Annotated in this window: 18 protein-coding genes; 14 read left to right on the plus strand and 4 right to left on the minus strand. The window is 61.5% G+C overall.

Annotated elements, in window-relative coordinates; translation table 11 throughout:
- Window positions 1-37: 37 nt before the first annotated feature.
- The 8 genes from SGJ19_05795 (at window position 38) to SGJ19_05830 (ending at window position 10,678) form a co-directional block, all read left to right on the plus strand.
- Window positions 38-1,663: a ferredoxin gene (locus SGJ19_05795; GenBank protein MDZ4779745.1), complete on the plus strand. Its 1,626-nt coding sequence runs from the start codon at window positions 38-40 to the stop codon at window positions 1,661-1,663.
- Window positions 1,664-1,760: 97 nt separating this feature from the next.
- Window positions 1,761-2,978 (plus strand): NADH-quinone oxidoreductase subunit NuoH, encoded by a 1,218-nt coding sequence (gene nuoH, locus SGJ19_05800; GenBank protein ID MDZ4779746.1) that lies wholly within the window; start codon window positions 1,761-1,763, stop codon window positions 2,976-2,978.
- 154 nt (window positions 2,979-3,132) lie between these two features.
- The gene (locus SGJ19_05805) at window positions 3,133-3,666 is read left to right on the plus strand and encodes an NADH-quinone oxidoreductase subunit I (GenBank protein ID MDZ4779747.1); all 534 of its coding nucleotides are present in this window, start codon (window positions 3,133-3,135) and stop codon (window positions 3,664-3,666) included.
- The gene (locus tag SGJ19_05810; GenBank protein MDZ4779748.1) at window positions 3,663-4,403 is read left to right on the plus strand and encodes an NADH-quinone oxidoreductase subunit J; all 741 of its coding nucleotides are present in this window, start codon (window positions 3,663-3,665) and stop codon (window positions 4,401-4,403) included. The genes SGJ19_05805 and SGJ19_05810 overlap by 4 nt, the downstream gene beginning before the upstream one ends.
- On the plus strand, window positions 4,396-4,839 hold the full coding sequence (gene nuoK / locus SGJ19_05815; GenBank protein ID MDZ4779749.1) for an NADH-quinone oxidoreductase subunit NuoK: 444 nt from the start codon (window positions 4,396-4,398) through the stop codon (window positions 4,837-4,839). Before SGJ19_05810 ends, nuoK begins: the two co-directional genes overlap by 8 nt.
- Window positions 4,832-7,015 carry an NADH-quinone oxidoreductase subunit L gene (nuoL, locus tag SGJ19_05820; GenBank protein MDZ4779750.1) on the plus strand — a complete coding sequence of 728 codons (2,184 nt, stop codon included), beginning with the start codon at window positions 4,832-4,834 and terminating at the stop codon, window positions 7,013-7,015. Before nuoK ends, nuoL begins: the two co-directional genes overlap by 8 nt.
- Window positions 7,016-7,338: 323 nt before the next feature.
- Complete coding sequence (locus SGJ19_05825; GenBank protein MDZ4779751.1) at window positions 7,339-9,060, plus strand: NADH-quinone oxidoreductase subunit M; 1,722 nt, start codon at window positions 7,339-7,341, stop codon at window positions 9,058-9,060.
- Window positions 9,050-10,678 carry an NADH-quinone oxidoreductase subunit N gene (locus SGJ19_05830; protein MDZ4779752.1) on the plus strand — a complete coding sequence of 543 codons (1,629 nt, stop codon included), beginning with the start codon at window positions 9,050-9,052 and terminating at the stop codon, window positions 10,676-10,678. Before SGJ19_05825 ends, SGJ19_05830 begins: the two co-directional genes overlap by 11 nt.
- Before the next feature lie 84 nt (window positions 10,679-10,762).
- Here the strand turns inward: SGJ19_05830 and SGJ19_05835 are convergent, their stop codons facing one another.
- Entirely contained in the window at window positions 10,763-11,395 is a 633-nt protein-coding gene (locus SGJ19_05835; protein ID MDZ4779753.1) for a response regulator transcription factor, read from the minus strand.
- Between the two features lie 540 nt (window positions 11,396-11,935).
- On the opposite strand from SGJ19_05835, the gene SGJ19_05840 reads away from it, so the two are divergent.
- The 4 genes from SGJ19_05840 to pgsW all read left to right on the plus strand — a co-directional run bounded on the left by SGJ19_05840 (window position 11,936) and on the right by pgsW (window position 16,567).
- Window positions 11,936-13,321, plus strand: coding sequence for a sigma-54 dependent transcriptional regulator (locus SGJ19_05840; GenBank protein ID MDZ4779754.1), 1,386 nt, complete (start codon window positions 11,936-11,938; stop codon window positions 13,319-13,321).
- A gap of 216 nt (window positions 13,322-13,537) precedes the next feature.
- Complete coding sequence (gene pgsB, locus SGJ19_05845; protein MDZ4779755.1) at window positions 13,538-14,773, plus strand: poly-gamma-glutamate synthase PgsB; 1,236 nt, start codon at window positions 13,538-13,540, stop codon at window positions 14,771-14,773.
- A 52-nt stretch (window positions 14,774-14,825) separates the two neighbouring features.
- The gene (gene pgsC / locus SGJ19_05850) at window positions 14,826-15,293 is read left to right on the plus strand and encodes a poly-gamma-glutamate biosynthesis protein PgsC (protein ID MDZ4779756.1); all 468 of its coding nucleotides are present in this window, start codon (window positions 14,826-14,828) and stop codon (window positions 15,291-15,293) included.
- Entirely contained in the window at window positions 15,290-16,567 is a 1,278-nt protein-coding gene (pgsW, locus tag SGJ19_05855) for a poly-gamma-glutamate system protein (GenBank protein ID MDZ4779757.1), read from the plus strand. The genes pgsC and pgsW overlap by 4 nt, the downstream gene beginning before the upstream one ends.
- Here pgsW and SGJ19_05860 read toward each other — a convergent pair.
- Window positions 16,458-17,810 (minus strand): Gfo/Idh/MocA family oxidoreductase, encoded by a 1,353-nt coding sequence (locus SGJ19_05860; GenBank protein ID MDZ4779758.1) that lies wholly within the window; start codon window positions 17,808-17,810, stop codon window positions 16,458-16,460. The two genes, pgsW and SGJ19_05860, sit on opposite strands and share 110 nt — an antisense overlap.
- 290 nt (window positions 17,811-18,100) lie before the next feature.
- Here SGJ19_05860 and SGJ19_05865 point away from each other — a divergent pair, with 290 nt between their 5' ends.
- Together SGJ19_05865 and SGJ19_05870 are read left to right on the plus strand one after the other, a co-directional pair.
- A complete protein-coding gene (locus SGJ19_05865) occupies window positions 18,101-19,279 on the plus strand; it encodes a peptidylprolyl isomerase (GenBank protein MDZ4779759.1) in 1,179 nt (392 codons plus the stop codon).
- 54 nt (window positions 19,280-19,333) lie between these two features.
- On the plus strand, window positions 19,334-19,588 hold the full coding sequence (locus SGJ19_05870) for a hypothetical protein (protein MDZ4779760.1): 255 nt from the start codon (window positions 19,334-19,336) through the stop codon (window positions 19,586-19,588).
- A 212-nt stretch (window positions 19,589-19,800) separates the two neighbouring features.
- On the opposite strand, the gene SGJ19_05875 is transcribed toward SGJ19_05870, so the two are convergent.
- Together SGJ19_05875 and SGJ19_05880 are read right to left on the minus strand one after the other, a co-directional pair.
- On the minus strand, window positions 19,801-20,862 hold the full coding sequence (locus SGJ19_05875) for a MoxR family ATPase (protein MDZ4779761.1): 1,062 nt from the start codon (window positions 20,860-20,862) through the stop codon (window positions 19,801-19,803).
- 182 nt (window positions 20,863-21,044) lie between these two features.
- A partial coding sequence (locus tag SGJ19_05880; protein ID MDZ4779762.1) for a hypothetical protein occupies window positions 21,045-21,864 on the minus strand: 820 nt, incomplete at its 5' end.

The following is a 21,864-nucleotide window of genomic DNA, read 5'->3' on the forward strand; positions in this document are numbered from 1 at the left end:
CACTCATCACTCATCACTCATCACTCATCACTCCGACATGCCATCGGTCATTGTAGACGGAAAAGAAATCGAGATTTCCCCGACCGATCGGTTGAATGGGATTGAAATCGCGCGCCGCGCTGGCGTGGAGATTCCGCATTACTGCTGGCATCCGGGCCTGAGCGTGGTCGCGAGCTGCCGGATGTGCCTGTGCGAGACCGGGACGCGGAATGCCGAGACCGGCGCGATCACGATGATGCCGAAGCTGGTGCCCGCTTGCCAGACGCCGGCCAGGGATAACACCGTCTTCGTCACCGATAGCGAGAAGATTCGCCAGGCGCGGGCGTATGTCGAAGAAGCTTTGCTGATCGATCACCCGATCGATTGCCCGATCTGCGACAAGGCGGGCGAGTGCTTGTTGCAGGATTACTACTTCCTGCACGGACAAAAGGAACGCCGCGCCGATCTGCGACCGTTTACCAGCCGCAAACGGCCGATGGGGGACACGGTCACGCTGTTCGTCGATCGTTGCGTGATGTGCACGCGTTGCGTGCGATTTACGCGCGAGATTACCGGCACGTCCGAATTGATGGTCGCCAACCGAGGCAGTCACGAAGAAATCGACGTGCTGCCAGGCTTCCCGCTCGACAACAAGCTTTCCGGCAACGTGGTGGATATCTGCCCGGTCGGGGCGCTCGGTGACAAGGATTTCCTCTATTCGCAGCGCGTCTGGTTCATGAAACGCCATGCGGGTGTTTGCACCGGCTGCTCGACGGGTTGCTCGGTTCACGTGGAAGAGAATCAGGATCACGTTTATCGCCTCAAGCCGCGCGAGAATTCGTTCATCAATCAATGGTGGATGTGCGACGAAGGACGGTACGGGTATCACCATTTGCATGCTGAAAATCGTCTGGTCGGCGCGAGGCATCGCGACGCGCAAGGCGTGCTGGCGAACGTCGAGTGGAACGAAATGCGCCCTGAGTTGGATGCGGCGCTTCGCAAAGCCGGCCGCCTGGCCGCGGTCTTGTCGCCGCATTTGACGGTGGAAGAAGCCTATTTGCTGGCGAAGTACGTCCGCTCCATCGATGCGAACGCCGTGTTGGCCTTGGGGCCGGTTCCCGTCGACGGGGAGGACGAACGCTTCCTGAACGGCTTTACGATCCATGCGGAAAAATGCCCGAATCGACGCGGTGTCGAAGCCGTGCTGAAACACTTCGCCGGCAACGTGACGACGTTCGACGACTTCACCGTCTCGCTCGCGAGCAGTGACGTGAAAGCGGTTTGGATCAGCGGCGGTTACAAGACCGATTGGAACACCGCGGAGACCGCCGCGGCCTTTGCCGGGCTGGACGTGTTGGTCGTGCAGGATATGTTTAGCTCGCCGCTGATGGAGCAGGCCACGCATCAATTGCCAGGCGCCGGCTTCGCGGAGCGTGACGGGTCGTACGTGAACTTCCAAGATCGCCTGCAGTCGGTCCGCTGGGCAATTCGTCCGCCTGCAGGCGCTTGGGTGGACGGACAGATCTTCTGGCAAATGCTTGGCAAGCCGGGTCTGTTCAACAGCCGCGCCGTGTTGAGCGACGTCGCCGCCGAGATTCTGTTCTTCGAGGCCGCGGGTGCGGACGTGCCGGAAACGGGCGTCGACTTGCGGGCCAAGCTGTTGGCGGAATCGGGAACCAAATAAGCAGAAGTGATGAGTGCGGAGTGATGAGTGATGAATGGATTCAAATACTCATCACTCATCACTCCGCACTCATCACTTGAAAGCACAAATAACCCCCATGCCTGAATACGTCATCGTCGCGCTCGTCATGATCGCCCTCCTGATCGGTGGGTTGATGACGGCCGCTGCGTACTTTGTCCTCCTCGAGCGGTGGATGGCGGCCTGGATTCAGGATCGCAAAGGGCCCAATCGCGTCGGCATCCCGCTCACGAATATCAAATTGTTCGGACTCGGCCAACCGCTCGCCGACGGCGTAAAGTTCATCCTCAAGGAAGAATACACGCCGGGGCATGTCGATAAGTTCCTGTACTCCTTGGCGCCGATTTCCATTCTCGCCGCGGCGCTGGCCAGCTTCGCGGTCGTGCCGGTCGGTGATCGCTTGCCGGCGATCTTAGGCTACGGGCCGTTCGATCTTACTGCCGCGCCGGGCATCGACGTCGGGATGATTTACGTCTTCGCCCTGAGCAGCATCGCCGTCTACGGCGTGATTCTCGGCGGCTGGGCCAGCAACAACAAATACAGCTTTCTCGGCGGCCTGCGCTCCAGCGCGCAGTTGATCGCCTATGAGCTGCCGATGGGCCTCGGCATCCTCGGCATCGTGCTGGCGAGCGGTTCGTTGCGGTTGGAGACCATCATCAACACGCAAGCGTCGTCCGGCTTGTGGAACGTGTTCTGGCAGCCGATTGGTTTCGTCGTGTTCGTCATCGCGGCCTTTGCCGAAGCGGCGAGGTTGCCGTTCGATCTTCCGGAAGCGGAGCAGGAATTGATCGGCGGATACCACACCGAGTACTCCGGCCTGCGGCTGTTGATGTATCTCGTCGCCGAATTCCTGCACATGATCATGGCGGCGTTTCTGATTGTGATTCTGTTCCTCGGAGGTTGGCACTTCTGGGGATTGACCGGCGACGCCACGGGCGAAATCACCTGGGGCCAGGCCATCCTGCGGCACATCATTCTGATGTCCAAGATCACCGGCGTGATTCTGTTCTTCATGCTGGTGCGCTGGAGTTGGCCGCGGTTCCGCTTCGATCAACTCATGGCCCTCGCTTGGAAGGTGATGCTTCCCTTGGGCATGGTCAACCTGGTGGTGATCGCGGTGCTGGTGGAGTTCCAACCGCAATTGATCGAACGCGCCGGCGGACGCGGCGCGGCGAGCCTGTTGATGATCGGCGCCAGTTGGCTGATCGGCATCATCTGCTGGGCCGCCGTCGCCTGGGCAACGCCGCTCGGAACCGACAACCGCCCGGTCCATGGAAAAATCGGCGCCATGGAATAGCAACGAGTCTCGCACAGATTGAACCGCGGAACGTAGGTCAGGCTTTCCAGCCTGACATGAACGGCATTTTGCAGGAAAGAATCGGAATTCAGAGTCAGGCTGGAAAGCCTGACCTACGTTCCGCGTCGAAATAGGAACCAAAAGACGACCTGACATGAAATCTGACGATCCTGACATCACCTGGGTGGAAGAGCCGAAGCTGGGGCTGACGGGGCGGATGTATCTGCCGTTGTTGGTGCAGGGGCTGACGACGACGGCGCGCCATTTGATCAGCCCGAAAGTCACCGTCAGCTTTCCGGAAGAGCGGCCGCAGATCGGCAACCCGTTGATCTATCGCGGCGTGCATCGCTTGAACAAGGACGCCGAAGGCCGCGTGAAGTGCGTGGCTTGCTTTCTGTGCGCAACGGCCTGTCCGGCGCACTGCATCGATATCATCGCCGCGGAAAGCCCTTGGCCGGATCGCGAAAAGTATCCCGAGAGCTTCGTGATCGACGAATTGCGCTGCATTTTCTGCGGAATGTGCGAGGAAGCCTGCCCGGTCGATGCGGTGGAGTTGACCAGCTTGATGGACCTGACCGGACGCAGCCGCGAAGAGATGATCTTTGACAAGGAAAAGCTGCTCAGCGTTTACGATATGACGAAGGACGCCGAGCCGATGAAGTCGATCGCGTTGGGAGGTACGGTGTGAGTTTTTCCGAACGGGTTACTCATATTCTATCGCATCCCGGCTGGCCCTTCGCGCTGGTGGCGCTGTTGGGCGCCGCCGGCATGTACCTGCTGCTGCCGCGCGGGGCGCGCGGCGGCCGGCGCGTCGGTGGCATGCTGGCCGTGGCGGCCTTCGTATTGCTGGGCGCGAAGCTGCCGCATCTGTCTGGGCTGCGCGAAGGCGTGTTCGCGATGCTCGCCACGGTGACCGTCGTTTCGGCCGTCGGCTCGGTGACGTTTCGCAGTCCCGTGTATTGCGCGATCTGGTTCGCGTTGACGTTGGCCGGCACGGCGGGCTTGTTCATGTTTCAAGGCGCGCAATTCCTCGGCGTGGCGACGATCGTCGTCTATGCCGGCGCGATTCTGGTCACGATGCTGTTCGTGCTGATGCTCGCGCAGCCGCAGGGATTGTCGACCTACGACCGCGTCAGTTGGGAACCACTGCTAGGCGCCGGCGTGGGCGGTCTGTTGGTCGGCCTGCTGACGCATCTGCTGCGCAGTTCCTTGGCCACGGCCGACGCCGGATTCGCCGCTGCCAAGCCGATGACCGAGAACGCGGTGCTGGTCAACGAGCACGTCGCGGGACTGGGCGCGCAACTCTTCAGCAAACATCTAATCGCCGTCGAAGCCGGCGGCTCGTTGCTTCTCGTGGCCGTCGTCGCAGCGGTGGCGATTACATCGCAAGGCGTCCCGAAACGCCAAGGTGGTCGCTATGAATGAAACCACGCTACTCCTCAACTACCTCGTCGTCGGCGCACTCCTGTTCGCCATCGGTCTGGTCGGTTTCGTTACGCGGCGGAACCTGATTGTCATGTTCCTGGCCGCGGAGATGATGTTGCAAGGCGTGTCGCTGAGCCTCGTCGCTTGGGGGCGCTATCACGGCGATTGGGGCGGGCAGATGCTCGTCATTTTCATCATCACCGTGGCCGCCTGCGAGGCCGCCGTGGCCTTGGCGATGATTCTGATGATGTTCCAACGCTCCGGCAAACTCGATATCGCCTTTTGGCAGCAGGAACGGGAGTCAAACCTGCCGGCCTTCGTCGATCAGGAGTTGCCAGCCGAGCCGGAAGAGTCCAAGCATTGGCCGACGTTGACGCCCGCGGGGCGCGAACCGCGATTCGATCAAGAGGAAGTGGTCCACCGTACCCATGTTTGATTTTCTCGACGTCTCGACGCGGATGACGCTCATTCCCGCGCTGCCCTTGGCGGCGGCGCTGGTGACGGCGCTCCTGGGCCGCTCGTTCCTGCGCGAGCATTCGCACTGGCCGACCGTTGTCGGCTTGGCCCTCAGCTTCATCGTGAGCCTGAGCCTGTTGTTCGAAGTCCGCGAACTGGCCGGCCAAGCGCATGCGCCGCATGAAACGCCCGCGCGAGCAACCGTTCATCCGGCAAGTTTTCAACAGGCCGAACCGGCGAAACCGGCGGTGGGCGTCGAGATTGTCCACGCCCTTTGGAATTGGGCTACGATCGACGGCGCGATCGATACTCCCTCGCGCGCGCTGCCGGCCAATGGCGATGCGACACTGCCGGCGGCGTTGCCGTTCAAGATCGATATCTCCCTCCGCAGCGATCCGCTCACAGCGATCATGCTCTGCATGGTCACGTTTATCGCTACGTTGGTCGCCATCTACGCCGCGGGGTATATGCATGGCGATCCCGGCTACTGGCGGTTCTTCAGTTATGTCGCCTTGTTCGTCTTCTCGATGACGATGCTGGTGTCCGTCAGCAACTTTTTGTTGTTGTACGTATTCTGGGAAGCGGTCGGAGTGTGCAGCTATTTGCTGATTGGCTTCTGGTTCGAGAAGCCGGAAGCGGCCGCGGCCGGCAAGAAAGCGTTCCTGGTCAATCGCGTCGGCGACTTTGGTTTCGCGCTCGGCTTGTTCTTAATTTGGACCACCTACGGCACGCTGAATTACCACGACGCCGACGGCATCGCCGGCGTCTTCGGGCAGGCACGGCTGACGAATACCGCGGATCCTTACGTGGGCGGCGGTTTGGGACTAGCGATCTGCCTGCTGCTGATGCTGGGCGCGTGCGGCAAGAGCGCCCAGTTTCCGCTGCACGTCTGGTTGCCGGACGCGATGGAGGGTCCGACGCCGGTCAGCGCCCTCATTCACGCCGCCACGATGGTCACGGCCGGCGTTTATATGGTGACCCGTTGCACGCCGCTGTTCCTGGCTTCGCTGCAGGAGCCCTTTGACTACGGCGGCGTGGAGATTAGCGCGCCGACGATCGTGGCGATCATCGGCGGATTCACGGCGCTGTTGGCCGGCTTGATCGGGCTGACGCAGACCGATCTCAAACGCGTGCTGGCTTATTCGACGGTCAGCCAATTGGGCTACATGTTCCTTGGCCTCGGCGCGGCGACGTTAGCTGGCGTCACCTCTGGCATGTTCCATCTTTTCACTCACGCATTCTTCAAGGCCTTGCTGTTCCTGGGCGCGGGGAGCGTGATGCATTCGATGGGGCATGTCATCGACATGCGCTATTTCTCCGGGCTGCGCCGCATCATGCCGATCACGCATGTGACGTTCTTGATTGGCTCACTCGCGCTGGCCGGCATCATTCCCTTCGCCGGCTTCTATAGTAAAGACGCAATTCTCTCGGCCTTGCATGCTCGGACGGGCGAGGGCGGGACCGGTTTGATTTACAGCGTGCTCTACGTGACTGCGATCGTCACGGCCGGCATGACGGCGTTTTATACCTTTCGCGCGTTCTTCATGACGTTCTATGGCGAGGAACGCATCCCGCACGAAGCCGGGCATCACGCGCATGAGTCGCCCTGGCCGATGACGCTGCCGCTGGTGATCCTCGCAATCGCCGCCTTCGGCGTGGGGCGGTGGTGTGAGATGGATCACTGGTTTGCTCACCTGCTGGAGCAAACACCGTCGCTAGCTTATATCTCTCAAAAACATTTGCCGATTGATCTGCGCGGTCCGTTTGGTCAATTCAACATCGAAATCGCGGCACTCAGCTCGCTCGTGGCATTGGCCGGCATCGCGCTCGCGGCGTTCTTGTACCTGGGAGACCGTCGCGAAGTGGACGTGATTTCTCGGCTGCTGCGACCGTTTTATAACGCCTCGCTGCACAAGTTCTGGTGGGACGAGATTTACACCGTGCTAGTCGTTTGGCCGACGAAGGCGCTCGCCGCGGTGAGTTACTTGTTCGATCGGGTGATCATCGACGGCCTGGTGAACCTGTGCGGATACATCCCGCGAAAACTCGGCGGCGTGCTGCGGTCGTTGCAAACGGGGTTGGTGCAGTTCTACGCCCTGGCGATGGCCATGGCGCTCGCCGTGCTGTTGTTGACATTGATTTGGCCGGGGACGTAGTGTCCGGCGGAGCTTGTGAAGTACTGAGAACGGCCGTGAAGAATCTATCACTGAGGAAGAGCTACAAAAGCTTCGCATTGAAGCAGCCCCCAAGGGGCGATAGACAATAGCCAGGGGCGCCAGCCCCTGGAAGGAAGTGGAAGAATAACATTAGCCCCAACGGGGCGGCACTCATACGACGCGTTCCAAAGGTGTCGCCCCGTTGGGGCTTAGGTATCCGGTGGGACGCGCTTTCCAGGGGTTTGCACCCCTGGCTACTATCTGCCGCCCCTTCGGGGCTGAACGTCGGATTCGATCAATACCAGCGTGCTGACAAACGTACGATGCTGAATTTACTCGCACTCACCGTCTTGCTGCCATTGTTCGGAGCGGGCGGAATCTGGGCCTGGAGCGAAGGCGGACGCGCCGCCGCGCGATTGACCGCGCTGGTGACGACGCTGGTGACGCTCGGCTGCGCCGGTTGGCTCGTGTTCCACTACCCGGAAGGTCCGGTGGCGTTCGACTACGACTGGCTGCGCGGCGCGATTTCCGGCGTTGATATCCGTTTCAGCTTGGGACTGGACGGCTTGAGTCTGTGGATGTTCGGCCTGAGCGCCCTGCTGACTGTAACCGCGGTGCTGGTGAGTTGGGAGGCGATCGAGGATCGCGCGCCGGCCTTCTATGCGCTATTATTGCTGCTCGAATCCGGCATGCTCGGCGTCTTCGCGGCGCGCGACATCATTCTGTTCTACGTGTTTTTCGAGTTCACACTCATTCCGCTGTTCTTCCTGATCGGCATCTGGGGGAGCGAACAGCGACGGCAAGCCGCGATCAAGTTCTTCCTCTACACGCTCGCTGGCAGCGTGTTGACGTTTCTTGGCTTGCTGGCGATCGTCCTCTGGGTGTTCAAACATCCCGCGCCGGGCGAAGCGGCGACGTTGACGTTTTCCATCCAAGCGTTGACCGACGCTCTCAGCGCGACGCCGATGAGCTACGGTTGGCAGTTGACGGTGTTTCTGGCGTTGTTCGCTGGCTTTGCGATCAAGGTGCCGCTCTTCCCGTTGCACACCTGGCTGCCGCTCGCGCACGTGCAGGCGCCAACCGCGGGCAGCGTCATTTTGGCCGGCATCTTGCTCAAGATCGGCACGTACGGTTTTCTGCGGTTCAGTATCCCGATGTTGCCCGAGGCGACCGCCGCTTGCGCCCCGTGGCTGTTGGGGCTCTCGGCGGCCGGCATCATCTACGGCGCGCTTGTCGCGCTGGCTCAGAGCGATATCAAACGCCTGATCGCGTACAGCTCCGTCAGTCACATGGGCTTCTGCTTGCTCGGGCTGTTCTCGCTCAACCGACTCGGCCTGGCCGGCGGTACGTTGCAGATGATTAATCACGGGCTGTCGACTGGCGGATTGTTCGCCATCGTCGGCATGCTCTACGAGCGTTACCATACCCGCGACATCAAGGCGTATTCCGGTATCGCGCGGCGCACGCCGTGCCTGGCGTTTTTCCTGCTGTTGATGACGTTCTCCAGCATCGGCCTGCCTGGCATGAACGGGTTTGCCGGTGAAATTATGCTGCTCACTGGCATGTTCCAACGGGCTTGGGGCGGCGCTCCGGTGGGCTGGGAAACAGCATACATGGTCTTCGCCGTGCTGGCGGTGCTCGGCGTCGTGCTGGGCGCTTGGTATATGCTGTGGCTCGTGGAACGCGTCTTCTTCGGGCCGCTCAAAGAGCCGCACGTGCAACATGGAGAAATCAGCGGCCACGCCCACGAGTCGCATGTGCCTGACTTGAATTTCCGCGAAATGGCGGCGCTGATTCCACTCGTGGTGTTCGTGTTCTGGATCGGTCTGAAGCCAGGCTATTTCCTTGAACATATGCAGCCGGATATCGAGCGCCTTTCCATGCCGGCTACGATGGCGATGGAGCGCCGACATGCGCCGGTGATGCTCACTCAAGGCGAGGAACTCGGTCCTCGAAACGAGTTGGTTGCGAACGTGTCTGACATTCCGCATTCCGCATTCCGAGTTCCGACTTCTACCGTCGCAGGTCCCGCGCATGCCCCCTGACGCGTCGATTCCCGCCTACATGTCGTTCGCCGTAGTGAAGTACCTCACGCCGGAGATCATTCTGATCGCCGTCGCGACGGTGATTTACGTCGCCGGCGCGATGGTGCGCGCTCGCGAGTTGTGGAGCTACCTGGGCTTCACCGGAATTCTCGCCGCCGCCTATGCGTTGTGGACTTCGCCGGAAGCGACCGGCGGACTGGGGCCGGTGCTGGCCGACGACCTGGCGAACTACGTGCGCTGGTTGTCGCTGGTCGTGGGCGGCCTGATGGTGCTGATGATGTCGCGTTTCTCATTCAAGGCCGCGGCGTCCGAGATGGTCGGCACGCTGCTGATGATCTGCGCCGGCTTGATGCTCGTCGCCAGCAGCGGCGAATTGGTGCTGATGTTCCTCGGCCTGGAACTCGTCACCTTCCCGACCTACTTGCTGCTTTACCTGGGCCGTGACGACGCCCACGGGCAGGAATCGGCGGCCAAGTACTTTTACTTGAGCATCCTCGCCGCGGCGTTGATGCTCTATGGTTTCAGCTTCCTCTACGGCGTCGCCGGCAGCACGCAGTTGGCGGATCTGGCGAAAGTGCTCGGGGCGCAACGCGACTTACTCTCCGCGGCCGATGGCCCGATGGCGAAATCGACGGCGCAACAAATTGCCGGCCTGGGCTTGGTGTTTCTGTTCGCCGGACTGGGGTTCAAACTCACCGCGGTGCCATTTCATTTCTATGCGCCGGACGTTTACCAAGGCACCACGCATCCCATCGCCGGACTGCTGTCGGTTGCGCCGAAAATCGCCGGCGTGGTCGCTCTCTTACGAATCGTTGGCGCCGCGATGCCGGAGATGGAGCCGTTCGCCTGGCGCGTCGTGTTGATACTCGCCGTGCTGACGATGACCCTCGGCAATGTGATCGCGCTGTGGCAAGAGAACCTGCGGCGGATGTTGGCCTATTCGTCCATCGCTCACGCCGGCTATCTGATGGTCGGGCTCGCGGCGGGATTTGCCGCCCAAGGCGTCGCGAATTCAGCGGAACCGGCCGCCATTGGTTTGGACGGTTTCGGTGCGACGCTCTTGTACCTCGCGGTCTATGCCCTGGCGACGTTGGGTACTTTCGCGGCGCTCACCTACCTCGGCGGCGCGACCTTGGGCGATGACGCCGGTGAGCCGATCGAAAACGTGGAGCAACTCGCCGGTCTCGCGCGGCGACGACCGCTGGCTGCCTCGGCGATCGCGGTGTTCATGTTCAGCCTCGCCGGCATCCCGCCGCTGGCCGGATTCTGGGGCAAGTTCTCCCTATTTACCAGCGCCCTTGCCGTCGACGGCGGCACGGAGTTCCCGGGCCTCGGCAATTGGTTCATCGCGCTCGCGGTCATCGGCATGCTGAACGCCGCCATCGCCGCGGCCTACTACTTAAGAATCATCGCCACGATGTACTTCAAGCCGCTCGAGAAAGAACCGGCCGGACAAGGCGGACCTGGCGCGAGCCTGGCGATGACGCTCTGCGCCATGGCTGTGTTGGTGATCGGCATCATGCCGGGGCAATTGATGACGCGCTCGCGCGAGGCCAGCGCAGCGCTCAAATTCAAGACGCCAGCCCCCGTGGCGACCGTGGCGGAAACCGGCCGCTGAGCGCGGCCGAGACAACCAAAGTCTCCTTTCGCTCCGCGAAAGGTCCGGACCTTTCGCGGAGCGAAAGGAGACTCTGTACCGCGATTACACCAATCCGCGGCGGACGGCCCAGACAGCCGCTTGAGTCCGATCCGTGCAGTCGATCTTGCGGAGCACGTTCTGCACGTGTTCCTTGACCGTCTCGACACTGATCGTCAACGATTGGCCGATTTCTTTGTTGCTCAGCCCTAAGGCGAGATGCCGCAAGACCTGCGTCTCGCGTTGCGTGAGCGGCACTTCCTGCTTGAGATCGAGTTGCTTGGTCGACATCTTGCCGGCGACGCGGCGCAACTCGCCAAATGGCGTGGGGCAGCGCCCTTCCGCCACGGCGGTGATGGTGTTGACGAGCGTCTCGCGCGAGCAGCCCTTCAGCAGAAAATCGCTCGCGCCCAGCGCCTGGGCTCGGGCCATGTACGTCGGGTTATCGTAGGTGGAGAGGAGCACCACTCGGACTTCGGGCAACTCGGCGTGTATTTTTTCCAAGGCATCGAGCCCGTCGCTGTCCGGCATGCGGATATCCATCAGGACCACGTCCGGCTTTCGCTCCCGCGCTTCGGTGAGCGCTTCATTGCCGTTCGAGGCGTGTCCCACGACCTCGACATCGGTGCCGGACAGCAGGCTCTCCACGCCCATCCGCACCATCTCGTGATCGTCCACCACCAATAACCGCACACTCATCAGTCGGCTCCGCACCTGTTCGCTGTTGATGTTCCCTGTTCCGGCCACGACCGCGCATAGCGATCGTATCGCTCCCGAACCGTAGCATTTTACTCAGGGTGGATGGCTCGACGACCCCGCCACAGCGGGATGATTAAGTAGAGGAAACGATTTCGCGCATTCAAACTTATAAACACGACTCGCAGAAGAAAGTACTTCGACCGATGACAATCGGCCTCGCCCGAGCGCAAGCCGGCTTTGTCGAAGGGTTGTATGGATCGCAACGGTTCCCATAGCAAGGCACTTTTGCAGGCCGCCGTCGCGATCGAATTGCGCTGCGCTTAGTAAGGATTTGACCAGGCGCCCGGCCGTCCGCGGCTTGGTTCCGCGACGTTTCACGACTGCACCGCGCGTTGACCGGATACATCCTGTGACGTAGATAAACTGCGACGGACACGTTGTTTTCGTCAATGGACGGACCACGTAATCGGTTTGTCGACCGGCTCGTAGTGCGCCGCGATCGCCGTAGACACGCTCACCTTTGCGACCGAATGGCCGGCTATGAAACAGGGCACCCTTTTGCTGGTGGACGACGATCGGCGGCTCTTGGAGTCGATGTCCGATTGGCTGCGCTCGCAAGGATATAAGGTTGACGTCGCGGCCACGTTCGCCGAGGCCGTCAAGCAGTTCGAAAAGAAGGCCTATGAAGTCGCCTTGATCGATATCCGCCTTCGCGACGGCGACGGCTTCGACTTGCTCAGCCTCTGCCGTGAAAAATACCCGCGCACGTCGGTCATCCTGATGACCGGCTATGGCACCGTGGAATCGGCGATCGAAGCAGTCCGCGCCGGCGCCTTCGACTTCCTGACCAAGCCGCTCATCGACCAAGAGTTGGAGATGGCGATCGAGCGGGCGTTCAGCCAGCGTCGCGTGCTGGAAGAAAACCAACAGCTCAAGCAGCAGCTCGACGAACGCTACGGACTGGAAAACGTCATCGGGCACGATCATCGCATGCAGCGCATGTTCGATGTGATCGAGAGCGTCGCCGACACGCGGGCCACGGTGCTGGTCACCGGCGAAAGCGGCACGGGCAAATCCATGATCGCCCGGGCGCTGCACCGCCGCAGCGGCCGGCGCGATAAGCCGTTCGTCGAAGTGGCCTGCGGCGCGTTGCCGGAAAATCTATTGGAAAGCGAGCTATTCGGCCATGTGGCCGGAGCGTTCACCGGCGCCACAGGCGAAAAGGTCGGCAAGTTTCGTCAGGCCGACGGCGGAACGATTTTCCTCGACGAGATCGGCACCGCCAGCGCCGGCATGCAAGTCAAATTACTGCGCGTGTTGCAGGAACTGGAATTCGAACCAGTTGGCGGCTCGAAGACCTTCCACGTCGACGTGCGCGTCATCCTGGCGACGAACGAAGACCTGAGTCAGCTCGTCACACAGGGCCGCTTTCGGCAGGACCTGTTCTATCGCGTCAATGTGATCAACATCGAGTTACCGTCGCTGCGCGATCGGCTGTCGGATATCCCGATCCTGGCCAAACATTTCCTCGCCGAAGTCTGCCAAGAGACCGGCAAGAAAGTGCGCGGCTTCACCGAGGAATCGCTCGGCGCGTTCCAGCGTTATCGCTGGCCCGGCAACGTGCGCGAATTGCAAAACGTCGTCGAACGCGCGGTGTTGCTTGGCAAGGGGGACCAGGTCCGGGTGGAGGATCTGCCCCCCAGCCTGGTGCAAGCGGCGCCATTGCTCGTCCATCCAGTCGGCAATCGCACGTTGAAGGAAGCCCTCGAAGGACCGGAACGGCAGATCATTCTGGAAGTGCTGGAGATGCACCGCTGGAATCGGCATCTCACGGCCGACGCGCTCGGCATCAATCGCACGACGCTCTACAAGAAGATGAAGCGCCTCGGGCTGGAAGACGATCATCGCCAGCCGGTGGCTGGGTAAAGGAGTCGACGGCCATATCGGCACTAGCCCGACGCGCAAGCGAGGGGGCTCTGGCGGTGGGATTTGAGTAAACGTCGTACCCAGCTCCGCGCTTGCTCCCCCTCGCTTGCGCGTCGGGCTAGTGTGCGTAGTCCGCAGCTGATTGTTTGGCGACCTACACTTGCTCGCTCGAGTCTGTGTGACTCCTACCCTGTCGAACATCGCCTTTGCGCTTCCATGGACGCCACGCTCCTCCTACTTGGCCTGGTCGGATTGCTGGCCGCGGGAGGCGTGCTGGAATCGTGGACGCATCGCCGGCGCTTGCGGCAAATTCCCATTCGCATTCACGTCAACGGCACGCGCGGCAAATCGAGCGTGACGCGATTGATCGCTGCCGGACTGCGCGCGGGCGGGATTCGCACCTGCGCCAAAACGACCGGCACGCTGCCCCGAATGATCTTGCCGGATGGCCGCGAGTATCCCGTGTTTCGTCCGGCCAAACCGAATGTCATCGAACAACTGCGGATCGTCGACGCCGCGTCGGAGTTTGGCGCCGAAGCGCTCGTCATCGAGTGCATGGCGCTGATTCCGACGCTGCAATGGCTCTCCGAATCCCGGCTCGTCCGCGCGACGCACGGCGTGATCACCAACGCTCGTGAAGATCACCTGGACGTCATGGGCCCCACGGAACATGACGTGGCCTGCGCGCTGGCCGCTACGGTGCCAGTGCAAGGAACGCTTTACACTTCGGAACAACGCCGGCTCGATGTCTTCGCCAACGCGGCGCGCGATCGGAGCACGAACCTGGTCGCCGTCGGACAATCCGACGTCGACGCCATCACGCCGGACGACCTGGCAGGATTCAGCTACATGGAACATGAAGACAACGTCGCCTTGGCGTTGCAGGTGTGCGCGGACCTCGGCGTCGATCGCGAGACGGCGCTCCAAGGCATGTGGGACGCGACGCCGGACCCAGGCGCCATGACGGCGCATGAAATCGAGTTCTTCGGCCGCAAGTTGTATTTCGTGAATGGCTTCGCGGCGAACGATCCGGAATCGACCGAGCAGATTTGGAACCTGGCGATCGCCCGCTTTCCGGACGTCGAACGCCGCATCGCGATCTTCAATTGCCGCGCGGATCGCCCCGATCGCTCTCGGCAATTGGCCATAGCCTGTGCGGCCTGGCAACCGGCCGATCACTACATCCTGATCGGTTCCGGCGCCTACATCTTCGCCCGGGCGGCGGAGAAGGCCGGTATGAACCTGTTGAAGTTCACCTTCGCTGAGGATCGGCGGGTCGAAGAGATTTTCGAAACGGTGGTGGAATTGGCCGGCGCATCGGCGCTAGTCATGGGCATGGCCAATATCGGCGGCCCAGGGCTGGACGTGGTGCGCTACTTTGCGAATCGCGGCCGGCCGAAACACCACGCGGAAACCGCGCGTCAGCGAGCGCCGGTCGAGGCCTTCACGTGAAGCAGAACTGACTCGGTAGGTTTTCGAACAAACTGGGAGGATAGGTCACGGCATGGACACGGTGTCACTCGCGATCGGTCTCGGGCTGGTCGTTAGTTTGTTGTTTTCCGAACTGTTCGGGCTCGCCGCCGGCGGCATGGTGGTGCCGGGCTATATCGCTTTGCGCCTCGGCTCGCCCGTCGACGTTGCGTTGACGCTGGCCGCGGCGTTTGCCACGTATCTGATCGTCCATGCGCTGTCCACGATCACGATCGTGTATGGCAAGCGGCGCACCGTGCTGATGGTGCTGGTCGGCTACCTGGTTGGCATCTTCGTGAGCCGCGTATCGTTTGGCGCACTGGAAGTGGAACCGCTGTTGGGCGGCGCGGAATTCGCGGTGATCGGACACATCATTCCTGGCTTGATTGCCATCTGGATCGATCGGCAAGGGTTGCTGGAAACGCTAAGTACGCTGCTGACCGCATCCGCCGTAGTGCGTTTGTCGCTGATCTTGGCGCTCGGCACGGAGTTGGCGCTATGAAGAAAATCTATTGGAAGCCCCAGGCGATTTCCCGCCGGGCGCTCGCATTGATCGCGGTGTTGTCCTTGGCCGGCGTGGCCATTGTCGAGCGCTTTCCGGTCGAAGCGCCACAGCCGAACTACGCCGAGAAAATCGCCGCCGCGGAACTCGCCGACGCCGCGCTGGTCGCGGTCAAGGAAGCCCGGCTGGGGCAGGGAATTCCCATCGATTCCTCCAGCGATCCCATGGAAAGCGGGCTGATCGGCGTGCCGATGAGCGGCGCCACGACGGTGATCGGCCATTTGCGGGCAAAGCAGGTCTCCGTAAACCCGAACTTCGCCGCCGTGATTGTGGAGATGCTGCAAAAGGCTGGCGTGCGTCGTGGAGATACCGTTGCCATCGGCGTCTCGGGTTCATTTCCGGCAACGAATTGCTGCGTGTACGCCGCCGTCGAATCGCTGGAGTTAAAGCCGGTCATCATTTCCAGCGCCGCCAGCTCGCAATGGGGCGCGAACTATGATCATTTTCTCTGGCTTGATATGGAACGCGCGCTCTACGAACGTGGCGTGTTCCAACATCGTTCGATTGCTGCGTCGGTCGGCGGCGTCGAAGACCGCGGACTGGGCATGTCCGAAGCGCAGCTCCAGGTCATTCGTGAAGGGATTCAGCGTAATAACTTGGAGTTCGTCGACGCCACGACGTTTGCCGAAGGCGTGGACAAGCGGATGGCGATCTACGATCAGCACGCCGGCGGTCGGCCGATCGCGGCCTACATCAACGTCGGCGGCGGCACCATCTCGGTTGGTAAGCGCGTGGGCAAACGCTTGTTCGAGCCTGGCCTGAATCTCGACCTTCCACGCCGCTTGGGTGGCGTCGACGGCGTGATGGTTCGCTTCGCCAAGGAGGGAGTGCCGGTGATTCATCTCACGCAAATCGTCGACCTCGCTGAACGCTACGCGCTCAACACCGACGCCTCGCACATTCCCTCGCGGGCAAGGCGGCGTGTTCGTCGCCGAAGAATACAACCGCTGGCTGGCGGGCGGCGTCCTGCTCTCGGTCCTCGGCTGCCTCTACGCCTTCATCCATTCCGACGTCGGCTTCCGCATCCTGAACGTCACCCCGAAGCGCGAAGCCATCGGACAACCGCGTCAGATGGTTTAATGACGAAGGGGCAATGCCGGCGCATCACACCGTGTCCGGTTCCGGATGCACCCACGGCGCGCGGTACGGCCGGCGCAGGAGCTTGTTGGCTTCTTCATCGCCGACGACCTGATGCTTCTCCGCGTCCCACGTGAGCGTGCGGCCGAGCTGCATCGAGAGATTCGCCAGAATGCAACTGGCGCTCGAAATGTGCCCTTGTTCGATGTCGGCCACGCTTTTGGTGCGCGACGCGATCGCGGCCAGGAAATCGCGCTGGTGCGCGCGATTGGCCGCCGCGGCCAGTGGTTCCAGATCGCGCTCCGTGCGGTCCTCCGGATACTTGTCCATGTCGACGACCGCCTTGCCGGTCAGCGTGTTGCCGTCGCCGTGCGGCTTGAATTCATACTTCTCGACACTCGCCTTGAGCGTTCCTTTGTCGCCGTAAAACACGACCGCCCAGGGATACTCCGGATCCGGCGCGTCGCCCCAACTGCGATGCGTCCAATTCACTACCTTGTCGCCGTGGTCGAACGTGGCCGTCTGCGTATCCGTGATGTTCGCCCGACTTTCCTTCTGCACCAGGATGCCGCCCGCGGAGGAGATTCGCGTGGGCCAACCAATATCGAGCATCCAACGAGCGGTGTCGTACATGTGAACGCACATATCGCCCATGATGCCGTTGCCGTATTCCATGAACGCTCGCCACGAGCGCGGGTGCGTCAACTTGTTGAACGGACGCAGCGGCGCGGGGCCGGTCCACATTTCGTAGTCCAGGTTCGCTGGAGGGGCGCTATCGGGCGGATTTTCGTTCGCTCGCATGTGGTAGTAGCAGCAGACTTCCACTTGCGCAACATTGCCGAGCAACCCCTCGCGGATGACGCGATCGCGCGCCTCGACCAAATGGGCCGTGCTGCGGCGCTGTGTGCCGACTTGAACGACTTTCTTGTACTTGCGGGCCGCGGCGACCATCGATTGCCCCTCGATTACGTCCACGCTGATCGGCTTCTGCTGGTAGACGTCGCACCCAGCCTTCACCGCCTCGATCATGGCCAGTGCGTGCCAATGGTCGGGCGTGCCCACCAGGCAAATATCCAACTCCTGTTCGGCCAGCATCTTGAGGTAGTCGCCGTAAAGGAGCGGCTCCTTGCCGGACTTTTGCCGCTCGGCCACCAGCGCAGCGGCTTCCTTGCCCATGATGCTGTCCACGTCGCAGATCGACACCACGTCGACCGGTTCCACTTGAATCAACCGGAGCAGATCGCACTTGCCATACCACCCGCAGCCGATCAGACCGACGCGTTTCGGCTTGGCCTGGTGAAAATACGCGGCGTGCGAACGGAGCGCCGCGAGCGTAAGTCCGGCGGCGGTCGTCGATTGCAGGAAACGGCGGCGATGCATGGCGTGTTCCTCCGAGTGGGGCGCGGCGAAAAGCGTGTGGGCGGTCCCTATCATAACCCAGCGCGCCGATGACCGGAATCAGCGCCTTTCGCAGCGTCTCGGGACAGGACTCGACCGTTTTGGCGCTGCATGGTAACTTGTAGGCCCCTATGGCTTTGCGTGGGTGTGGACCCGTCGGCAGACTGCCGGCCGTCTGTGAACCCTCGCGGCGGCGTTCGCGTAATCCAAATGGTACTCATTGGTCGCCAGGCAGGCCGACCATTGTCATTGAAATCGCAAGGAAAACGGCCATGTTGTCTCGTTGGATGTTGTGTGGCGCATTGACTCTCTCACTGGCCGGCGCGGCCTTGGCTCAGGATCCTCCCGCCGCGCCGCCCACTTCGTCCGGCGTCGCGGAAAGCTCCGCACAGCCCGCGGCCGCGCAACCGACGGTACCCGCTGCGGCTCCTGATCCGGAATTCCAAAAACTCTTCGACGAATGGCGCGGCGTGATGCAGCAGATGCGGAAGCTGCAGTTGGAGTACAAGTCGGTCGAAGAGCCCCGGCGCATTGAGATCGAAAAGGAGTTCAACCAATTCCGCGACCAAGGGGACGAGATGGTCGCGAAATTGAAGTCGATGGCCGAGACGCGTTACCTGGCCGACCCGCAACAGCACATCGACTCCGCCCAGTTCATCGCCACGATGGGAATGTACGCGCTGAATCGCGATCAGTACGAAGAAGCGCTGCGCGTGTTTCAACTGCTGATCAACGCGAACTATCCCAATAAGGGCATTTACAATTTGGCCGCGATCGCCGCCTTTGTCTTGGGGGATGTGGAAACCGCCGAGAAGTATTTTCTGATCGCCGATGAAGCTGGCGCGTTAACCGACGACGGCAAGAATTACCAACTGCGATTGGAACAATACAAGGCCGATTGGGAAGCTGAACAGGCGATTCGCGAAAAGGAAGCGCAGGCCAACGACCTGCCCCGCGTCAAACTCACCACGGAAAAAGGCGACATCGTCCTCGAACTGTTCGAGAACGAAGCCCCCAACACCGTTGCGAACTTCATCAGTCTCGTCGAGAAGGGCTACTACAACGGCACGCCGTTCCATCGCGTGTTGGAGCACTTCATGGCACAAGGGGGCGATCCCAAGGGGGACGGCTCCGGCGGCCCGGGCTACCGGATCGCTTGTGAATGCGTAAATCCGAACTTCCGCAAACACTTCCGCGGCAGCCTGAGCATGGCCAAGCAAGAGGCGGTCGATACCGGCGGATCGCAGTTCTTTATCACGTTCGTGCCTACGTCGACGCTGGACGGCAAGCACACGGTCTTCGGCCGCGTGATCGAAGGCATGGATGTCGTGGACCACCTTCAACGCCGTAACCCCGAAAAGGACAATCCGCCGACACCCGACACGATTGTCACCGCCACCGTCGTCCGCAAACGGCCGCACGAGTACAAACCGAAGACCTTGTCGGAATAACCGCCGGCCAAACTCGGGCGACTCGCCCGCTTCAAGTCTCAAAAGGAGTAACCCATGAACAGGAAGTTCACTCTCGCGGTCGCCTGCGCGTTGATCTCCCTCGTCGCCTGGCTGGGCTGGAATCCCGGCGCTCCCCAGGCGGCCTATCAGGGACGCGTCGAAGCCCAACGCTGGGAATACACGATGGTCTCAATCAACGCCGGCATCCAGGAAGTCAACCGCTACGGCGGCGAAGGCTGGGAAATGTGCGGCGTGATGGGCACAAATGCCCCGTCCGGCGTCCTATTCTTCAAACGGCCCATTCGGTGAACCGAGGCTTTGCCGAGGCTTCACCACGGAGGGCACGGAGAACACGGAGGGGAGAGATGGTTTGAAGTTTTCAGTGGAGATTGTGTGCAAAAACACTGAATAATTCAAACTCCTTACCTCTGCGTCTCAGCGCCTCCGCGGTTCAAAACGCCCTCCGCACTCTTCTCTCTCCGTGCCTCCGTGGTGAAAAACCGCGAAGGACTGCGCCGTCGCTAAACGCGAGGCACTTCGATCGTCCGCATCAGTTCCATGAGCACTTCGTCGACTTTGCGACCCTCGACTTCCGCCTCGGCCGTGAGAATCACGCGATGGCGGAGCGCCGGTAACGCGATCTGCACCACGTCGTCCGGCACCGCGTAGTCGCGTCCGGAGAGCGCCGCCAGCGTCCGCGCGCCTTGCATCAGTGCGATGCCGGCACGGGGCGAGGCGCCCAGGTGGAACTGCGGCCATTCCCGTGTGCGGCGGACCAGTTCGTTGATGTAGTTGACCAGCCGATCGTCGACCAGCACTTCGCCGCATTGCCGGAGGATTTCCTGGATTTCCTCCGGCGAGGTCACTGTTTGCAATTCGTCGTCCAGCCGGCGGTTGATGTCGATCTGCCGGCTATGCAGTTTGAGGATCTCGGCCTCTTCCTGCGCTGACGGATACTCCACCTGCAGCTTGAACATGAACCGATCCAGCTGCGCCTCCGGCAGGTTGTACGTCCCTTCCGATTCAATCGGATTCTGCGTGGCCAACACCAGGAACGGCCGCGTCAGCCCATGGCTTACGCCGTCGACCGTGACGCGGTACTCCTGCATGATCTCCAACAGCGCCGCGTGCGTCTTGGCCGGCGAGCGGTTAATTTCGTCGGCCAAGAGCAATTGCGTGAACACCGGCCCGGGTCGAAAGCGAAACTCCTGGATCTTCATATCGAAGATCGGCGCGCCGGTGATATCGGACGGCATCAAGTCCGCGGTGAATTGAATCCGCCCGAACTGGCAACCCAGCGTCTTGCCCAGCACGCGCACGAAAAGCGTTTTGCCGAGCCCCGGCACGCTTTCGATGAGCACGTGCCCGCCTGAGAACAGCGCCACGAGCGTCCCGAGCACCAGCTCGTCCTGGCCGACGTAGATCTTGCGAATCTCGCTGGCGACGCGATCGAAGAGTTGCTTCGTGGCGGCGTTCTTCGCCGGCGCCCAATTCGCCGGTTGCGCGGCGTCATCCCCCGGCGTCGTCACCGGCGCAGGCGTGGCGATTTCCGGCGTGATCGAATTTCCTTCCAGCTCGCTCATAGACACCGTATCGTGCTAACAGGTAGAGATGCGAATTCGAATTAGGCAGTGGCGCCGATAGCGATCAAGGGTGGCTGGGGTCGAGCGTACTCGCTCGCCCCCAGGCTGATTAAACTGGGGGCGAATGAGTACATTCGACCCCAGCCACCCTCGATTTCCATTCAATTGAAACCCTTGTGACTTCATACCTCCGGCATGCGCAGCCGCGGGATGTCCACCGGGCGATCCAACTGCGCCGGTTCCTTCTGCTTGCGGGCCATTTGCTGGTAGTGCAGCACGCGGCCGACGGCGTATTGCCGGTCCTTGGTCAACATCAGCAACTCGCCGAGCGCCGTGACGTGCCGCCCGAAATCGGCCAGCGCCGCGGTTGCCAGTGTCTTCGGGACGCCAAAGATCGGCAAGCGGACAAACGCGAAAATCAGCCCGATCAGGATCGCGTGAAAGACAATCGAATTGAGCGGCGGCCGGGCCAGAATCTTGCCCAACCCTGGCACCTCCGCTTTGGGATCCTTGTCCAGAATCTCCGGCGTATCGCCGGGCTCGAGAAATACGACGTACTTGTTATCGCCGACGCCATGGACCAACCGGCCGGCCAGCTTTCGGTTTTCCTGGTTCACTAATGGCAAGTTCAGCAGATACGAGCCGTTCGGCACGAACAAGATGCGGCTGTCGTCGAGCGCCAACTCGCCCAACAACATGTTTTTCTGGTCGTCTTCCAACAGCACGTCGACGTCGGGCCCAGGCGTCATGCGGCCGAGCAGCTCGATGCCCAGTTTCGGTTGCTGGATGCCGGACACCCATTCCGCGGAGCCGTTCAAGGCGCGCACCGGCTTCGCCTGGAGCTTGGTATCGATGGCAATCCAATCGCCGTCGCCCCCTTTGGCGGCGCCGCGCCGATTCATGAAGAGCAGGTCGGCCTGCGTGAGCATCGCGTCGACCTCTAACACCTGTCCGGCCGCGAGCGGCGGCGGACCTTGCTTCACGCGCTCCAAATAGGGCCGG

It is taken from the genome of Planctomycetia bacterium (assembly GCA_034440135.1).
Lineage (GTDB): Bacteria > Planctomycetota > Planctomycetia > Pirellulales > JALHLM01 > JALHLM01.